Raw genomic sequence first — 18,316 nt, forward strand, 5'->3', positions numbered from 1 at the left:
TCGTATTATACAACTATTCTAGCACTTATGAATTTTAAAGACAACAAAAATATCCATTTGCATATTATTTATGAAATCTGTATCAGAATATGTATGTTGTCTCTTCGTTTCATACTAAATCATGAACATCCCCTCTTATCACAACGTATCATCACAATAAATTTCTAGCAGGATAAAGCGTTGAAAAACGATGCCTGTTCCGACACCGTTATATTCTTTTATTTAACAGCCTGCAAAGCCGCATCATAATCTGGATGTTCGTTGACATTATCCAAGTATTCTACATAGGTGATTTCATTATCGGCATTAAGGACAAAGACCGCACGCGCCAACAAATTCCACTCCCGCATGAGCACACCGTAGGATTTACCAAAGGCATGATCGTAGTAATCAGACAGAGTGATGGCATCTTCCAAACCTGCAGCGCCACACCAGCGTTTTTGGGCAAAGGGCAGGTCAGCTGAAACGGTGATGACAACCGTATTATCACGGTCAGCCAACTCCTGATTGAAGCGACGAGTTTGGGTATCGCAAATCCCTGTGTCAATAGAAGGCACCACACTGATGACCTTGGTCTGCTTACCAAAGTCTTTCAAACTTTTCAAACTCAGGTCATTGGCCATGAGGATAAAATCAGGAGCCGTGTCTCCCACTCGCAACTGCGGACCTACCAAGGTCACCGGTTTTCCAATAAAGGTTGTCATAAACATCTCCCTTGTACTTAATAAAACTATTGTAAGCGTTTCTGTAAAAAAATACCAGTTTTTTGACTGGTAATTTTAGTAAGTTATCTATCTAAATTTGTATTCTCTAGGTCTTCCTCAAGAATTTCAATAAAACGCTTGGCTATTGGGCTCAACACCACTCCTTTTTTCCAAAGAAGCTGCAAGCTATCCCTTGACAAGTCTAGAGGACGAAAGACCAGTCCACTTCCACCATAGCTTGTATCAACAATTCCGTCCAAACAAAGAGCAATCCCAACCCCAGCCTTCACTAATAAAGAGGCATTGTAGAGGAGATTGTAGGTCGCTACGATTCGATAATCGCCTAATCCAGCAAAGATAGACTTATCAACATTGCTTTGGGAGGAAACAATCAAGGGATAGGCTAGAACATCGCTCAGCACTAGCTCTTCTTTAGAAGCTAAAGGATGAAAACGAGGGACTAGAATCCCCCAACTATCTCGGTTTACTAAAGGCAGACTGTCAAATTTTTTCGTTGAAAAACGGCCAAAGGTGATTCCAAGATCATGGATTCCATCCTGTAGTTGCTCTAAAATGTGATCTGCATTTCCACTTTGAATATGAACCTTGATATTAGGGTATTGATTGGTCAAAATTGCAATTGCTTTTGCGATACAATCTAATGATTGACTTTCTGCTGCACCAATGTAAAGGTCACCAGAAATCATCTCCGTTGGGCGAAGAGTATCTTCTGTTTTTTTAACCAAACTGGTAATTTCCAATGCGCGATTATAGAGATATTGCCCTGCTTCTGTCAGCTGAATTTCTCTACTCCCACGATAAAACAAAATGGTATCTAACTCTTGCTCCAATTCTTTTATTTGCCGTGATAAGGTGGGCTGAGTAATGTGTAAGCTCTGAGCCGCATTTGATATGGATCCTGTTTGTACAATGGCAATAAAATAGGTCAATACACGAATATCCATCATCTACCTCCAACTTTTTTACTTTATTATACCATGCTTATAAGGCATATAAAACATATAAAATAGGTATTTGTAATATCTTTGTTTCCCTGATATGATAAGAGACAAGAAGAGGAGGAATATACTATGATTGAAACAGTTTTTAAGGAGTTTATTGATACAGATCGCTTGGTGCCAGAAAAAGCTGGCCTACGCCAGCTCATATCCGATATTCAAAGAGAGAACCAGCCTCTTGTTCAAGAATTGAATACTTCCATTCAAACCGTTGATAGCACACGAAAACTCGTTGAAAAGCTGATATTGGAAACGATTGACGAATCCGTGATTATCAATACACCATTCCAAACAGACTTTGGCCGTCACATTCATTTCGGAAAGGATATTTACATCAACAAAGATGTCTTTATGGTGGACTTGGGTGGGATTTTTATCGAAGATAAAGTACTAATTGGTCCCCGTGCTAAACTGATTTCCGTCAACCATCCCTTGAAAGCTGAGGATCGTCACAAGCTTGAACTCAAGTCTGTCCGCATCCAAGAAAATGCCTGGATAGGTGCAGATGCGACGATTTTACCTGGAGTGACAATTGGTAAGAATGCGGTGGTGGCTGCTGGTGCGATTGTCACAAAAGACGTACCTGACAACACACTCGTAGCAGGCGTTCCTGCAAAGATAATAAAAACACTTTCCTAAGAAAAAATCCCTGTAGACTGATAGAAGATAGCCTCTCCAGTCTGTAGGGATTTTTAGCAATGATGTCAGTCTGAGGCTGGGCTCAAGCCCCGTACCGCTTCTCAACGTTCGTGTCAACATCTCAGCGCAGTGGTTGATTGGGTTTAACAGTCCAGTGGACTGTTAAAGGTTGGAGATAAGATTTGCGAAGCAAATCTCAGCAGTTTGTGTTTTACACTCAAAATCTGACCTCTACGACTGAGGCGAACAGAGTTCGCTTCATCTCCAACCTCAAACTGTCTCCCGGACAGTTTTGTAGCGAACTTTGTTCGCTCTATTTCCAACTTCCAACTGTCCCTAGTCTGACTTAACGACTGTTGCGAACTTCGTTCGCTATATCTCCAACCTCCAAAGGTTCCCCGAACCTTTGTGTAGCGAACTCTGTTCGCTCTATTTCCAACCTCAAACTGTCCCCCAGACAGTTTGAGCTATACGGGGGTGGGAGTTTAAAAGGTCTGGGAGACCTTTTAAAGTGGGAGATATAAGCTGACGGCAGTCAGCTCACATAAATTGATGTCTGGGAATAGACTGTTTCAGCTCAACAACTAGAAATAAAGACTTGTTGACGAACTCTTTTTATCTTGGTCGAGTTCTTTCCCACTCCCTATTTTCACCCTTTTCAATCGCAGAGCGTTCAAGACGACTGACACTGAGCTGAGGGCCATGGCTGCACCTGCAAACATAGGATTGAGCAGAGGTCCACCAAATACATGTAACAGCCCCATGGCGATTGGAATGCCGATCACATTGTAAGCAAAGGCCCAGAAGAGATTTTGCTTGATGGTTCGCATGGTTGCCTGGCTGAGTTTGACAGCCTTGACCACATCCAAAATGTCACTATGCATGAGAACAATATCGGCAGACTCAATGGCAATATCAGTCCCAGAACCAATGGCCAAACCCACATGGGCTTGAGCTAGGGCTGGGGCATCGTTGATGCCATCCCCCACCATGGCGACTGTCTTGCCCTGTTCTTGTAAGAGCTTGACTTGGTTGGCCTTGTCATCTGGCAGGACCTGACTGACCACCTGCTCAATGCCGACTTCCTTGGCAATGGCCTGGGCAGTTTTTTCATTGTCCCCTGTCAGCATGACCACTTCTAATCCCATAGCTTGCAGAGTCTGGACAGCCTGACGGCTGGTCTCTTTTACTTTATCAGCAATGGCAATGACTGCTAGTAATTCTCGCTGGCTGGCTAGGAAAACAGGCGTCTTGGCTTGATGGGCAAATGCCTCCGCAACTGCACGCCCTTGGGAAACATCAATTCCCTGTTCCCGCATCAACCGTTCATTTCCCAGATAGATGGTCTGCTCTGCTATTATCACCGAAAGACCACGGCCAGAAAGAGCCTGAAAATCAGTGGCAGGCAAGAGATCAATCTTTTCTGTCTGAGCAGCTTGCAGAAGAGCTTGAGCCAGAGGATGCTCGGAAAATTGCTCGCTACTTGCTGCCAGCTGGAGGACCTGCTCACGATTTTTCGTAGACAAGAGATGAATGTCTGTCACCTGGGGTTTACCTTCTGTAATGGTCCCGGTCTTGTCAAAGACAATGGTGTTCACACCTTGTAGGGTCTCAATAGCTTGTCCAGACTTGAACAAAAGACCGTTTTCTGCCCCTTTTCCAGTCCCAACCATAATAGCCGTCGGAGTTGCTAGACCCAGAGCACAAGGGCAGGCGATGACCAAGACGGCGATGATAATACTAAGTGAAAAAATCCATGATTCTTGCCCCAAGAAATACCAGGCCAGACCAGACAAGAAAGCCAAGCCCATGACAACTGGCACAAAGACGGCAGATACTTGGTCAGCCATTTTGGCGATGGGGGCCTTAGACCCTTGAGCCTCTTCTACCAAACGAATAATCTGTGCCAGAGTCGTATCACGACCAACCTTGGTAGCCTGCATGGTAATGGCGCCTTGCTGGTTAAGGGTACCGCCAAAAACATTATCGCCCAGAGCCTTCTTCACTGGCAGGCTCTCACCCGTCAGCATGGATTCATCGACACGTGTCTGGCCTTCTAGAACTTGACCGTCAACAGGAATCTGTTGACCTGGGCGAACAATGACCTGGTCACCGACTACCACATCTTCAATCGGTACTTGTATTTCCTGCCCATTTCGTAGGACCTGGGCCGTCTTGGGAGCAAGATCCATCAATTTCTTAATGGCCTCAGAAGTCTGACCTTTGGATCTTACTTCAAAATATTTTCCTAGGGTAATCAAGGTTAAGATAACGGCGGCTGATTCAAAATACAGTTCAGGATGGTGACCGTGCATGGCTACTTCTTTCCCCATCAGAAGAAAGGCAATCATCAAAAGACCTTGAACCAAAGCTGCCCCAGTCCCAACAGCAATCAAGGAATCCATATTGGGATGGCCTTGCAAGAGAGTTTTAAAGCCTTTTTGGAAAAAACTGCGTCCGATATAAAGGACAGGGATGAGCAAGATGACTTGGCTGACCGCATAGACTAGCGGTTGATGGAGCAAGGCTGGTAATGGGAGACCGCCCCAAGGCAACATTGGCCCCATAGCAATATAGAGCAAGGGAAGGGTAAAGACTACTGACCAGACAAATCGTTTCCAAAGACTGTCTTCCTTGCTTGGTCCCTTATCCACCATCTCTTCTACATCTTCTGGTCTGATTAGCTGATAGCCTGCCTGCTCAACTACTTTTTCAAGACTAGCTGGATTTTGCCTATCACGGCTATAACGGATAGTCACCTTTTCTGTTGCTAGATTAACACTGACTTCTTCTACACCCTCTAGTTTGCCCAGAGCTTTTTCAACCGTCATAGCACAGGAAGCACAAGTCATACCTGAAATGTCATAAGACTCGGTCACCAAGTTATCGACTAACTGATAACCAGCATTTTCAACTGCCTGACGAATATCCTCTAGTCCCAAAAGCTTTTCATCGTAATTAACACTCAATTTTTCAGTTGCTAGGTTGACACTGGCTTCTTCTACTCCTGCTAATTTACCGACAGCTTTTTCAACTGTCATGGCACAAGAGGCACAGGTCATGCCTGTAACGGGATAGGTTGCATGTTTCATGTCATTCTCCTTTTTTGACTACATTTGTAATCATATTATACACGAAACGACTACACTTGTAAACAAAATTGTTTCAAAAAAGTAGATTGAAATCAATCCAACCTACTTTTACATATTCATTTATTCTTTACTGGATTTTTTCCGATGAAGAAAAATTGCTGTTAAAATTCCTGCAACACCTAGCGCCACCAACAAGAGGCTGACTTGCTCTCCGGTACTAGGAAGACTTGATTTACCTTTTTTATTGGTAGGTGTTACTTTCTTATCAGAAGACACTACTGTTCCGCTTGAGGAGGAAGTATCCGTAGCTCCTCCTGTGTCAGAAGCACTTGTAGACTGACTTGTACTGCTTGATGTACTGGTTGAAGTACTGGTTGAGTTTTCGGTACCACTTGATGATGGCTCAGTGCTGGTCGATGGTTCAGTACTACTTGATGAGTCGGTGCTGCTGGATGACGGAGTTGTTGCTGCTTCAATTTTTGCCCTCATTTCAGCTTCAACAGCTTTTAGTTGGGCAAAAATCTCTGCTGAACGAACCAAGGTTTCCTCGGTTACAGCTGGAGCCAGGGCTACAGCTGCATCTTCTGAAAGTCCAGCATATTGAGCATCAAGAGCGGCCTGTGCAGCAATCCATTCACTTTCAAGGGCTATCCATTTTTCTTGAATCGATGTACCAAATAACTCTGGGTGTGAGATGGCCATCTTATCAATATTTTGTACCGTCCAGTACCATGAATTCGTGTCATAAGAAGCTGAGCGATTTTTAAAGGCTTCATAAGTATCAGTCACAATACCATAGAATGGAACATACGGTGTATTCCTTGTCTGAGCCAAGCCCAACCAGACTGTGCCACCGAAGGCTGATGGTAAGCTACTATTGATCTGATAAACATGGGCATCGATGACGTTTTCATTACCAAGAGCGTATTTATAAGTCGCATCTGCCGCTTGGTCATTCGCACCATTATCCCCTTGTTTTACCTTGCCTGCTTCATCGTCTGGACGAAATTCTGGAAGATGTTCAAAACGGTTACGTTGTAAGGCAAAGGTATCTTGTAAACTAAAGTGACGACTTGAATCTGTTGGCTGACGTAGCAAATCATACACAGCATCTTCATAGGTTACAGGCGATGCTGGATCCATCAATTTAATACCTGCATACACACGGGAACGGTCTGCTTCAGCATAAGTTGCAGGACCGTATGATTTAGCGATATGGAACTGCCCGTCGACTGTCACATAATTATCCGCTTGTTTGGCTACTTCTTCAACCCTTTCAGAAGCAATCACATTTTCTGTGTCTGTCAAATCAACATGACCTAGATAGTAAGTATTTGCAAAAATTGCATACTTGTCTTCAGGGAACTTGATGGCTACGTATTGGTGTCCTGACAAAATTTCCATGTACCAAACTTCATTTTTGTCAGCAATAATAACAATATTCCCTTCTGCTGAGCCTTTTTCATCGATTGTCTTTGCAATCAGCTCAACACCTTCACGCGCACTAGTGACCCTAGGAAGAACATAATCAATCAAAATTGGTTCTCCCAGCCCTCCAGCTTCAACTAGAGGATCAACTGCCAAGACTTTAGCATTTGGAATAGCTGTTACAGTAGCAGTCATGGATACGCCTTTTTCATTAAAACCATGCGCCCCATAATTACCATTTGAACCATCCCCACGCGCCGCATCAGGCGTAGAGGTGTACTTGAACTCATTTGCCAAGTGTGGTGCTGTAAAACCAAAAGTCTCATCCACCAACATATCTCCCTCAGCATAGTTTGCTGCTGGAACCACAATATAATTTTTATTGTGCGCTCCATTATCTGGTGGATAGGGATAATCTTCCGTCCTACCATAAAGGATAGAACCATCCGTTGTCAACCCTTTCCCAATGATAAAGCCTGAACAGGCTTGAACAAGTTGAGCAGGGAATAGGCAAACCAACATTAGAAATGTGGCTATACGAACAAAAGTCTTTTTCATAGACTTCTCCTTTCATATAATAAAATACCCATTTGCACATATATTGTATCGCAAAAGCACCTGCCTTGCAAGTGCTTCTAGATATATTTTACACATTTTTTCTAGCCAACATAGTCGCAAACCGCATCTTAAGGAAATTGCCATTTTCATCCCGCTTATGGAGTTGACCAAAATCTTCATTGTATTTGACCAGTTCCCAGTCACGGTAGTATTCCTTCAACTCCCCTGCTCCAAAGGTAAAAGAGAAATTCATAGGACAAGGAGCATCTTCCGTATCCATAGCCGCCACAATCAAGTTATAGCCACCAGGTCGTGTCTGCTCCTGCATATTGCGGATAATGGCTGGCACCCAATCCCGCTCCAAGAACATAAAGACCACTGTTGAGATAATCCAGTCGTAGTCCTGCTCCAGACTGGCTGAATTGATGTCATAGGTCCCAGCCTGCAAGTCCAAGTCCTCCACTTCCTTGACCTGCAAGAGTGTCCGAATACTTGGCACATCCTTATCAACCGCCGTCACCTCAAAACCCTGTTGAGCCAAGTAAAGACAGTTCCTGCCATGACCACAGCCCAAGTCCAAGACCTTACAAGGCTCGATGATTTTCAAGGCCTCCAAGACTTCCGAATGTGTCCGAGTATAGTCGTACTTTTTAGCAAAATAATCCTCTGGCTGACAGAAAAATTCCAAGAAAAACTCCGTATCCTCTGTCAACAAGGTCACTCGATGCCAAGCCTGCGGCTCTACAAAGGGAACATCATCTGTCGGACCATAGACATATTCTCCTAAAATCTCATTGTCATCTGAAATCGGCTCAAATTTGAGCTGCCCCTTCAAAACCTTGATTTTAGCCCAAGTACCTACCTTGGTATTGTGCTTGGTTAAAAAATGCTGGGGAACCGTCTCCTGATTCCAAATGGGCATGCGTTTGTAAGGAACTAAAACCGTCATTATCTCTCCTTTTCTTTCCGATACACTTAGTCTATCACAAAGGAAATATGAATTCAAACACATTTTTTACTTGACTTGGAGTTGACTCCAAGGTGTATAATATTCCATATCAATCAGAAAGGATATTTACTGACAAGTAAATGTGTGATGAATATGAAAACAGCTATTTATGAAAAAGCCGGTAAGATGACCGTTGCAGAAGTCGAAAAACCAAGCCTTCAAGCCAAAGATGATGTCATTATCAAGGTCGTTCGGGCCTGTGTCTGTGGGTCGGACCTTTGGGGCTACGGAGAAGACATTCACCATGACCACGGTGACACAAACTCTGGTCATGAAGCCCTCGGTATCGTTGAAGAGGTAGGCGAAGACATTACAACACTTGTTCCTGGTGACTTCGTTATTGTTCCATTTACACATGGTTGCGGACACTGTGATGCCTGTCGTGCTGGTTTTGACGGTACTTGTGACAACCATCCAGGCTACACCAACTGGGGCAACAACTACCAGTCTCAATACATTCGTTTCCACTACGGCAACTGGGCCTTGATCAAAATTCCTGGTCAGCCAAGTGACTACTCAGAAGGCATGATCAAATCTCTCTTGACTCTGGCAGATGTTATGCCAACAGGCTACCATGCTGCGCGTATTGCAGATGTCAAACCTGGTGATAAGGTGGTTGTCATCGGTGACGGAGCAGTGGGACAATGTGCCGTCATTGCTGCAAAAATGCGCGGAGCTTCTCAGATTATCATGATGAGCCGTCACGCAGACCGCCAGCAAATGGCTTTGGAATCAGGGGCTACTGCCATCGTAGCAGAACGTGGCGAGGAAGGAATTGCCAAAGTCCGTGAAATTCTTGGAGGCGGCGCTGATGCTGCCCTCGAATGTGTTGGTACAGAAGCCTCTATTGACCAAGCCCTTGGCGTGCTTCACAATGGTGGTCGTATCGGTTTTGTCGGTGTGCCACACTACAACAACCACGCCCTTGGCTCAACCTTTGCTCAAAATATCATTATCGGTGGTGGCTCTGCTTCTGTCACAACCTATGATAAGGAAATTTTGCTCGATGCTGTCCTCAAAGGCGACATCAACCCAGGTCGAGTTTTCACCCAAACTTACTCCCTAGAGAATATCGACCAAGCCTACAAAGACATGGCCAACCGCAAAACGATTAAAGCAATGATTATGGTGGATTAAGAAAATAGAACAAAACCTCAGAAGTTCATCACATAAACTTCTGGGGTTTCGTATAATTTATAGAAAGATAAAAACGGAACCATCCCACTCATTAGAACTACTAATACTCAACGGGAGTAGAAAGGTCCAGTTTCAACATTTGCAATAACAGAAGCAAGTGTTAAGCATGAAGTTTTTTATCTGCAATTGCATCCGTGAGGGTCTGTGAGAAATTCAATCCTAGTTCACGTCCTAGAGTGTCTGCCCAGCGTGGGATAGTGAGTGTTTTCTTTACTGGCTCTTGACTGCCCAAATACTTTGCAACGTCCACCATCACCATGGAGATAAAAGACTTGCTAGAATCGTAAACCATCTCAAAATCCTCATTACGGAAAGGGTTATTATCTACTAATGACAAAGTGTTTATAGAAGACGGGGTAGGAATGTCTCTTCCATTCTCGATATAATCAGCTAAGTTTATGCCTAACCAATCGCTAGCCATTGCCATAGCGTCCGCCATATCCTCGCCTTGAGTTGCTGAATGCTCAAAATCAGGGAAAGTTACAAAGTAAGGGGCGTTAGCTCCGTCTGTATCATCAAAATAAAATAAAGCTGGATAAGTGACAAGCATAGTTTACCTCCAAAAGAAAACAAGCGGTAGGCTGTTGTTATAACAGCCCTGCTTGCTTTTTGATACCCCTTTCGGTGTATTTGTTTATTTCACCGTGGGGAATGGTTATAGGTCGCTCGCCTGCTTTTTCAAGTTTCACGTGTGACCCCTTACCGCCTTTGGTTTTTGTCCAACCATGGGCGGTAAGTAGCTTAACCATTTCTTTTTGTGTCATAGGCATAGCGCTTTTACCTCCTGACAAGATTATTATACCATACGTATTACACGTATTCAACCATAAAGAATCAGAAAATGTCTGAAATTTGTGACTGATACTCAATGAAAATCAAAATAAAAAAAGACAGTTCAGTAAACAAACTGAACTGTTCCATATTTTAAGACACATTATTTCCAAGTTCTTAATTCTGTCCATCCAATCGCATTACTAATAGTATAAGTCTTTCCAGCGTTGACATACTTATTCGTACCTAGATATCTCACCTTAAGATCGTACTCATTCAAATTATAATTAGCTTTTACAATAATATGTCCATAAGTGTATGGAGGTACATTATGAGAAACTCCTAAACTAACAGTAACTCCATGTCCAGTTTTGGGGTCAGCAAAACTATAAGAAACTGGAGGGGTAAGAGTTGCTCCAGCCTCACCACCATAAGCATTAATTGATATTGCTCCACTAGTATAAGTTTTTGGAATAGACCTTACAAATACTCTCTTAGTATCAGCAACACCATTTGACCTTGTTTGGTATTTAGAATTACTAGCTAAAAAATCATCTCGATATTCCTCTGAATAAAATTCATATAGAATTCCATTTTCATTATCTACTATTACTAAATCAGAAATCACCTCATAATTTGACAAAAGAGTAGTTTCTGCATGAGAGACCATAGGTGAACACAAACATAGTATACTGAACAAAAATAAAATAATAAACTTTCTTTTACTCATGATGTTCTCCTTATTATTTTTTAAAACTTTTGCAAAATAATATAGCTCCTATTAAAAAACTTAAGGTTTCTACAGGTTTCCAAAATAATTGATATATATAAAGTGTGATTGTATTCCAAATATCACCACGTGTCTCAATCCAAGTTGGTTTTATCATAAAATTTAAGTATCCAAAACACATTAAAATTATGCCACATAAAAATAATGTATCCGAACTTCTTTTATTATTCATATAAACCACCATCCTTATTTTTCATATAATAATAAACAGTCTAGTCATCAGAAATATAGTTTCCTACGTTATTTTACCTCCTAGCCTGATGCCATATTATTTATATACTTTATATTATTAATATAACATATAAAGTTTATAATGTAAAGTTATTATAAGTTTATTTCTAAAAATAGCAGATTATGATCATACGAGCTGACAGAAAACAAACATTTAATAAATAGATAAATAATACGATTTTTATTAACAATCTTTTTTCTTTGTTTTATAATCAAACTGTGAGGTAACCCCAACAGAAGGAGGAGAAATAGTATGAAAGCATTATTAAATTGGTTGTTTAAAGGCTATTAAAAAATTAGGAATTAAATGACAAAAATTTAAAAAATTTTACTTTTTAACACTAAAAATAAAATGAACCTAGAATAGACTTCCTATAATAAAAACGAATACAGTAGTTCTTTTCTAAGACATGAACTATTGTATTCGTTTTTATAAATCTTATCCATTCAGTAGATTGGACAATAAATATCCATTCTTACACCAAACTCATCTTGCATTAATCGCCTTCATAGTCCGCTTAATATCACGGTCTTGCTCACGACGTTTGATGGACTCTCGCTTGTCGTAGTCGTGCTTCCCTTTGGCAAGCCCAATCAAGACCTTGGCAAAGCCGTCCTTGATATAGACCTTGAGCGGCACCAGGGTCATCCCCGTTCCCTTGACCTCATTGCCCAGAGACTCAATTTGTTTCTTCCGCAAGAGCAACTTGCGGGTTCGCGTTGGCTCCTGGTTCCAGATATTGCCCTCATCATAGGGAGCGATATGGACATTGACCAGCCAAGCCTCGCCCTGCTTGATCTGGGCAAAGCCGTCCTTGAGGTTAATCCGCCCCGCACGAATGGACTTAATCTCCGTCCCCGTCAGGACCATCCCCGCCTCCACTGTATCGACAATGGTATAGTCGTGGCGGGCTTTTTTATTCTGTGCAATCACATTGCCCTCACCCTTGGCCATGCCTATCTCCTTTTCTTCTTGTTCTTTTTAGCCATTTCTTTGTAAAATGGTTTCTTTTTCTTGTCTTTTTTCCCACTTTTTGACTTGTGGTCTTTCCAAGACTTGTGACGTCCGCTGTCGCGACCAGCAGCTTCTTGTTTGTGGTGCTTACCTCGTCCTCGCCCTGACCGATCATCACGGTCACGGTTGGAGTGACTAGCCGTTCTCCGCTTGACTTTCAAAGCTTTTTCCACAATGTCCAGCTCGGACGGAACGTGGGCAAAATCAATCTCCCCTGTCATCTTGTCCGCCCGCGTTAGCTTGATACGAATTGGCTGACCGACACGGAAGACCCTACCTGATTTCTCACCCTGCAAGGTCAGAGTTCGTTCGTGGAACTGGTAGTACTCATTGAGGTTGGTGACATGAATCAGACCTTCAACCGTGTTTGGTAACTCGACAAAGAGACCAAACTTGACCACGCTAGACACGACACCATCAAACTCTTGCCCAACAAATTCTTGCATGTACTCTGCCTTCTTCATGGCTTCGACTTCCCGCTCTGCCTCAATGGCACGGCGTTCTAAACTGGACGAAGACTTGGCAAGCTCAGGAATAACCTGCTCAAAATGCTCTGCTTTTTCCGCAGGATTGTGACCATATTCCCGTACCATACGGTGAACCAGCAGGTCAGGATAGCGGCGGATAGGACTGGTGAAGTGGGTGTAAAACTCGGCACCCAGTCCGTAGTGGCCGTGGTTGTGCTCCGAGTAGCGTGCCTGCTGCATGGAACGGAGCAACATCATGTTGAGGACATCCGCATAGGGTTCATCCTTGACCCGCTCCATGAGGTCCTGAAGGGCGTCCTGGCTGATAGATCTGGCTGTACCATAGACGGTCAGACCAAAGCTGGTCGCATAGTCGATGAACTTCTGCAACTTGTCTGACTTAGGCTCCTCGTGAATCCGATAGATGAAAGGCAGGTCCAGCTTGGCAAAATGCTCAGCAACGCACTCGTTGGCAGCCAGCATGAAGGACTCAATCATCCGCTCGGCAATGCCCCGCTGACGCAGTTGAATATCGACTGGCAGACCGTCCTTGTTGACGATGATTTTGGCTTCAGTCGTGTCAAAGTTGAGAGCCCCACGCTTGTACCGCATAACTTCAAGGGTTTCATGGAGTTTGACCATGAGCTCAACACTTGGAACGATAGCCTTGTATTTAGCCAGCTTTTCCTGATTTCCTGCAATTATGTCGTTGACATCGGAATAGGTCATACGGAAGGTTGTTTTGATAACCGTTTGGCCAATCCAGTGCTTAACAACCTTTCCCTTGCGGTCAATTTCCATAATAGCCGACTGGGTCAGGCGATCCACGTTTGGATTAAGGGAACAAATACCGTTTGACAGGCGTTCTGGCAACATTGGCACCACTCGGTCGGTCACATAGACAGACGTTCCCCGCTTGACAGCTTCCTGGTCCAAGGCTGAGCTTTCCGTCACATAGTAGCTGACATCAGCGATATGGACACCCAACTCCAGATTGCCGTTCTTGAGTTGCTTGATATGGACCGCATCGTCCAAGTCCTTGGCATCTGCACCATCGATAGTAAAGATAATCTCATCTCGCAGATCCAAGCGTCCTTCAAAGTCCTTCTCAGACGGACTTTCTGGTACTCGATTAGCCTCCGCCAAAACTTCATCTGGAAACTCCGACACGATGTCCATGGATTCCAAAACTTCCAAGACATCGATCCCCACATCGTCCTTGTGACCCACCACGTCCCGAATGGTCGCAACAAAGTGGTCCCGTTTCTTGTTTGGATAGGCTTCAATGTCGACTTTTAGGATTTCCGTCCCGGTCAATACCAAAGGTGACTTCTTGATGTAAATCTTCTGAGCGATTTTCTGGTTTTTAGACTTGATGTAGCCTGCATATTCTGGCTTGTCTTCGTCAAAGACAATCAAGCCCACCGCAGTTTTCAGGCTATGTTCCAAAATATCAATGACTTCCGCTTCCGCGGCAGTTCCCTTGAGCCGATCTGCAACCTTTTTGATTGCAATTTCAACTCTGTCACCTTCGATAGCAAAGTTAACATCGTCACGGCTGACAAAGAGGTCATCTTCCTCTTCATCAATGGTCACAAAGCCAAAACCTGACTTGTGGGCACGGAAAATACCCTGTAAGGTCACCTTGTTTTTGGACACTTTTGGAGCTGGAAGAGCAATTCGACCCGCATTGTCAAAGACAAGTTGACGACTGCCTTCCATGCTAGAAACCAGCTTGACCAAGTCTGTAAAGCTCTTAGCAGAGCTAGCTCCAAGCTGGGCTGCTAGTTGATCCATGGTCACAGGACCAACTTCTTTAATATAGTTAATAATTTCGTTTTTCATCTTGTATTTACCAGAGTGCTAGTTAAGAATCTAGCACTATTTCTCTTTCAGTCCTTTAGTTTATCTTTTATTACTGCGACGTACGAGGAAACTCCGTTTCCCTATTTCCAACTTCAAATAATTTCATCATTATTTGAACTCGCTTTGTCGTACTCTGCAAAAGTAACTTGCTCCGCAAGTTTTATTTCCAACCTTATACAGTCACTTGACTGTACAAGCAACCTGCAGCTCGTTGCCTAGTACTAAAAGCAAACTAAAAGACTGTATTTTGCGTTATATCCAGACGCAGTGGTTGATTGCTCCAACAATCAAATGATTGTTGGAGGTGGGAGATAGGATTTGCAAAGCAAATCTCAATAGTTCGCGTATAACGCTCCGAACCATACCTATTCAACTTGTGCAGGGATAGGCAGACGAACTCCTTTACATTTGTCGAGTTCTGGCCCACTCCCAAAAAAATAGACCAAGAACAAGTCCCAGTCTGATTTATCTACTTACTTGAAATGATAACAAGTGCCAGCGCATCCAGCATCCAAAGAAAAACAAGAATAGCTGTAATGCGTTGCATCACCGCTTCAAAACCACGGGCCTTTGTACGTTCAAATAAGGCTCCACTAGAAGAGTCAAAGACGTTGCTAGACTGGTTTTTAGCCGGTTGAATAAAAATCACTACAATCAAAATAACAGATAAAATCAACAGAATTGCTAATAATGCTTGATACATATTTTTTTCACTTTCTACAATAACTTATGACATTATACCATAAAACCTACTTAGTTTCAAGGTGGAGGGTTACTTTTCTCTCTTTTGGGCAGTATTTAAGGACTTCAATCTTATCTGGATGAGTCTTGGCGTTTTTGCTAGTCAAGTAGTTCTTACTACCACATTCTGAACATTGTAAATTGATTTTAACTCTCACTAAACATCCCTTACTTTCAAATAGTTTCTAAAATTGGTCAAAGACCAGATAAGGTTAAAGAGGACAAGTCCGCTCGACAGATAGAAAACCCAGTCATAACCCATGTGAGCAGCTACCGCAGACCCCATCATGGGACCAACAACAGAACCTAGATTATTAAAGAGTTGGTTGTAGGAAAATATCCTTGAAATCCCTTCTTTGGGGGTCAACTTGGTCAAAAGAGAATTGACCGAAGGCAACAGTGCTCCTGTCCCAAAACCATACATGAATCGCAACAAACCAAGCTGGAAAGGATTTTCTGCAAAAACACAGAAAACATTAATCAACAGACTGTAAGTCAAAGCAATTAATAGGAGGCGATGATTGCCAATACGATCACCAATTTTCCCTAAATAACCTGATGTCACTAGCGATGCCATACCAGGCAAGGAAATGATAAAACCAGCAACAAATAACAGATTATCTGCCTGTCCCAAATGCCGCACATAGAGGGTCAATATAGGAACGACGGCCTGAGCAGCTGCAATAATAATCATAGATGTCACAAAAAGCCCAACCAGCATCTGCCGATCTTTCACTTGCTCAAATACCTCTTTAACCGACATTTCTTCGCCTTTTTTGATTGGAACAAAATCCTCTCGAATATAGAAAACGGTCAGTAACACAACGATAGCATAAAGAAGTCCCACCAGCAAAAATACCATATGTACGCCAAACATCTCTGCTAAGATACCACCCAGGGTCGGACCAATCAAATTCCCCGCTACCGCACCTGTTGATAAGGTCCCCAGAGCATACCCCGTCTTATCCTTTGGAACCTGACTGGCAACTAAGGCAGTCGCATTTGGAATGTACCCTGTAAATACCCCGTTTAGGACACGTAAGGCAAGCAACCAAAAAACATTTGGTACAAAGGCCATACCACCCATAGTAAAAATCATCGCAAAAGCAGCCCGCACCATCATGGGCTTGCGACCGTAACGGTCCGCCAAACTCCCCCAAATAGGTGCCATCAAGGCTGCCGCAAGGGCATTAACAGATACCGCAAGCCCCGCATAATATTCTACCTGTCCAGGACCTACCCCCAACTCTTCCACAAAAACCGAGATAAAAGGCATAACCAAGGTAAAACTCGTCCCTGTTAGGAAATTTCCCAACCAAGCCACCTTCAAATTCTGCTTCCAATAACTACTACCGTCGTCCATCCTTTAATTCCTCCAAAAGTTGCGCAACCTGTGCTAAGGTCGTCTCAACCGCTCCGCTATTGTCAATCACCACCTGGGCTTTGCCCCGTTTTTCCTCTAAAGAAAGCTGAGCAGCCAGACGATTTTCCGCATCTTGAACAGCTAAACCATTACGTTTCATAAGCCGTTCCAACTGCTGCGCTCTATCGACATAAACTAGCCAAACTTCATCCACTTCCCCACTATAATCTGCCTCGTAGAGCAGAGGAATATCCATGAAAACAACTTGCTCCGTCTGTTTGAGAGTATCCCTTCTAGCCAACAATTCTTTCCTGATAATCTGGTCCTGCAAGACTGATAAACGAGCCCGCAATTTGCTATCCGCAAAAACAGCCTGACCCAGCTTGACCCTGTCTAAATTTCCATCATCTGATAAGATGTCTTGACCAAACTCTTTCACCAAAACCTGATAGAGCTCGCCACCTTTGGCCTGCAACTCATGCACGACCGCATCCGCATCGATGACTGGATAACCTTGTTCTCGCAAAAAAGCTGTAACCGTTGATTTTCCAGAGGCGATACCACCTGTTAAACCGATAATTTTAGCCATTTTTCACCTGACACTTGGGACAGAAATGCGTCCCCCGTCCGCCCAACTGGATTTTGACAATCTCTGTCTGGCAACGGGGACAAGCCTGTCCTGTCTTTCCGTAAACTTGTAAATAATCCTGCATGGTCCCGTCCATGCCCAAGGCATTCTTATAGGTCCGAATGGTTGAGCCACCTTTTTCGATACCCAGTTGCAGGACTTCAATGGTGGCTTGACGGAGGTCTGCCACCTGCTCTGCCGACAGCTGATTACTCGTTTGTGCAGGATGAACTTTGGCCTTGAACAAGACCTCATCGACATAAATATTTCCCAAACCAGCCACCAAAGATTGGTCCAAAAGATGCGACTTAATGGGCTTTTTCGACTTAGCTAACTTGACTGCAAATTCTTCTAAGTCAAAATCTTCCTCCGTCGGCTCAGGACCGATTTTTCGACTGATAAAATAGGCATCCACATCTGCCTTGCCCAGCAGTTCCATTGTGCCAAACTTGCGGACATCCTGATAAACCAAGGTCGAGCCATCTGAAAAAGTAAAAAAGGCATGGAAATGTTTGTTGGCAGGCACCTGGTCAGGAAAGAAATTGTACTTACCTTCCATCCGCAAATGAGAAATGAGGACATGGTCTGTCAGGTAAATCAAGAGATACTTGCCACGACGGTCCACATCTAAAATCTCCTGACCAATCAAGTCTTGGCAGAAGGCATCCACACCTGTCTTAATCATGGGAGCATAGGTTACCTCCACCTTGGAAATAACCTTACCTCTGACTAGCCGATTTAAACCACGACGAACCGTCTCAACCTCAGGCAATTCGGGCATACTTATCCTCCTCACAG

General features: G+C 43.5%; 18 protein-coding genes. 2 read left to right on the forward strand and 16 right to left on the reverse strand.

The features are described 5' to 3' along the window. Positions 1-218 precede the first annotated feature (218 nt). Both tpx and PHA78_RS07565 read right to left on the reverse strand, forming a co-directional pair. Positions 219-704, reverse strand: coding sequence for a thiol peroxidase (tpx, locus tag PHA78_RS07560; protein ID WP_029173931.1), 486 nt, complete (start codon positions 702-704; stop codon positions 219-221). 83 nt (positions 705-787) lie between these two features. Further along, positions 788-1,669 carry a LysR family transcriptional regulator gene (locus PHA78_RS07565; protein WP_024376641.1) on the reverse strand — a complete coding sequence of 294 codons (882 nt, stop codon included), beginning with the start codon at positions 1,667-1,669 and terminating at the stop codon, positions 788-790. A gap of 126 nt (positions 1,670-1,795) precedes the next feature. Here PHA78_RS07565 and PHA78_RS07570 point away from each other — a divergent pair, with 126 nt between their 5' ends. After that, on the forward strand, positions 1,796-2,362 hold the full coding sequence (locus PHA78_RS07570) for a DapH/DapD/GlmU-related protein (protein ID WP_024376642.1): 567 nt from the start codon (positions 1,796-1,798) through the stop codon (positions 2,360-2,362). A gap of 584 nt (positions 2,363-2,946) precedes the next feature. Here PHA78_RS07570 and PHA78_RS07575 read toward each other — a convergent pair. From PHA78_RS07575 to tehB, 3 genes are all read right to left on the reverse strand, one after another. Then, on the reverse strand, positions 2,947-5,454 hold the full coding sequence (locus tag PHA78_RS07575; RefSeq protein WP_272157925.1) for a heavy metal translocating P-type ATPase: 2,508 nt from the start codon (positions 5,452-5,454) through the stop codon (positions 2,947-2,949). 120 nt (positions 5,455-5,574) lie between these two features. Next, positions 5,575-7,440 (reverse strand): C69 family dipeptidase, encoded by a 1,866-nt coding sequence (locus PHA78_RS07580; protein WP_272157926.1) that lies wholly within the window; start codon positions 7,438-7,440, stop codon positions 5,575-5,577. Between the two features lie 88 nt (positions 7,441-7,528). Beyond that, a complete protein-coding gene (gene tehB, locus PHA78_RS07585) occupies positions 7,529-8,389 on the reverse strand; it encodes an SAM-dependent methyltransferase TehB (RefSeq protein WP_024378591.1) in 861 nt (286 codons plus the stop codon). 153 nt (positions 8,390-8,542) lie between these two features. On the opposite strand from tehB, the gene PHA78_RS07590 reads away from it, so the two are divergent. After that, complete coding sequence (locus PHA78_RS07590; RefSeq protein WP_024378592.1) at positions 8,543-9,586, forward strand: zinc-binding dehydrogenase; 1,044 nt, start codon at positions 8,543-8,545, stop codon at positions 9,584-9,586. A 160-nt stretch (positions 9,587-9,746) separates the two neighbouring features. Here the strand turns inward: PHA78_RS07590 and PHA78_RS07595 are convergent, their stop codons facing one another. The 11 genes from PHA78_RS07595 to mutM all read right to left on the reverse strand — a co-directional run bounded on the left by PHA78_RS07595 (position 9,747) and on the right by mutM (position 18,299). Continuing rightward, positions 9,747-10,196, reverse strand: coding sequence for a type II toxin-antitoxin system HicB family antitoxin (locus PHA78_RS07595; RefSeq protein ID WP_024376647.1), 450 nt, complete (start codon positions 10,194-10,196; stop codon positions 9,747-9,749). Between the two features lie 37 nt (positions 10,197-10,233). Further along, positions 10,234-10,416 carry a type II toxin-antitoxin system HicA family toxin gene (locus PHA78_RS07600; RefSeq protein ID WP_014637653.1) on the reverse strand — a complete coding sequence of 61 codons (183 nt, stop codon included), beginning with the start codon at positions 10,414-10,416 and terminating at the stop codon, positions 10,234-10,236. A 164-nt stretch (positions 10,417-10,580) separates the two neighbouring features. Further along, entirely contained in the window at positions 10,581-11,147 is a 567-nt protein-coding gene (locus PHA78_RS07605) for a hypothetical protein (RefSeq protein WP_024378593.1), read from the reverse strand. 13 nt (positions 11,148-11,160) lie between these two features. Beyond that, positions 11,161-11,379, reverse strand: coding sequence for a hypothetical protein (locus PHA78_RS07610; protein ID WP_029175784.1), 219 nt, complete (start codon positions 11,377-11,379; stop codon positions 11,161-11,163). Positions 11,380-11,925: 546 nt separating this feature from the next. Further along, on the reverse strand, positions 11,926-12,393 hold the full coding sequence (gene smpB / locus PHA78_RS07615; protein WP_014637647.1) for an SsrA-binding protein SmpB: 468 nt from the start codon (positions 12,391-12,393) through the stop codon (positions 11,926-11,928). A gap of 2 nt (positions 12,394-12,395) precedes the next feature. Further along, the gene (gene rnr, locus PHA78_RS07620) at positions 12,396-14,765 is read right to left on the reverse strand and encodes a ribonuclease R (protein ID WP_272157927.1); all 2,370 of its coding nucleotides are present in this window, start codon (positions 14,763-14,765) and stop codon (positions 12,396-12,398) included. 490 nt (positions 14,766-15,255) lie between these two features. Next, the gene (gene secG / locus PHA78_RS07625; protein WP_002935768.1) at positions 15,256-15,489 is read right to left on the reverse strand and encodes a preprotein translocase subunit SecG; all 234 of its coding nucleotides are present in this window, start codon (positions 15,487-15,489) and stop codon (positions 15,256-15,258) included. Between the two features lie 46 nt (positions 15,490-15,535). Beyond that, complete coding sequence (gene rpmG / locus PHA78_RS07630) at positions 15,536-15,685, reverse strand: 50S ribosomal protein L33 (protein WP_012775228.1); 150 nt, start codon at positions 15,683-15,685, stop codon at positions 15,536-15,538. Further along, positions 15,685-16,890, reverse strand: coding sequence for a multidrug efflux MFS transporter (locus tag PHA78_RS07635; RefSeq protein WP_272157930.1), 1,206 nt, complete (start codon positions 16,888-16,890; stop codon positions 15,685-15,687). Before PHA78_RS07635 ends, rpmG begins: the two co-directional genes overlap by 1 nt. Further along, positions 16,877-17,479: a dephospho-CoA kinase gene (gene coaE / locus PHA78_RS07640; protein ID WP_272157932.1), complete on the reverse strand. Its 603-nt coding sequence runs from the start codon at positions 17,477-17,479 to the stop codon at positions 16,877-16,879. Before coaE ends, PHA78_RS07635 begins: the two co-directional genes overlap by 14 nt. Further along, positions 17,472-18,299 carry a DNA-formamidopyrimidine glycosylase gene (gene mutM, locus PHA78_RS07645; protein WP_272157933.1) on the reverse strand — a complete coding sequence of 276 codons (828 nt, stop codon included), beginning with the start codon at positions 18,297-18,299 and terminating at the stop codon, positions 17,472-17,474. Before mutM ends, coaE begins: the two co-directional genes overlap by 8 nt. Positions 18,300-18,316 lie beyond the last annotated feature (17 nt).

The organism is Streptococcus sp. HN38 (genome assembly GCF_028335765.1).
In the GTDB taxonomy this organism is placed as follows: domain Bacteria; phylum Bacillota; class Bacilli; order Lactobacillales; family Streptococcaceae; genus Streptococcus; species Streptococcus suis_P.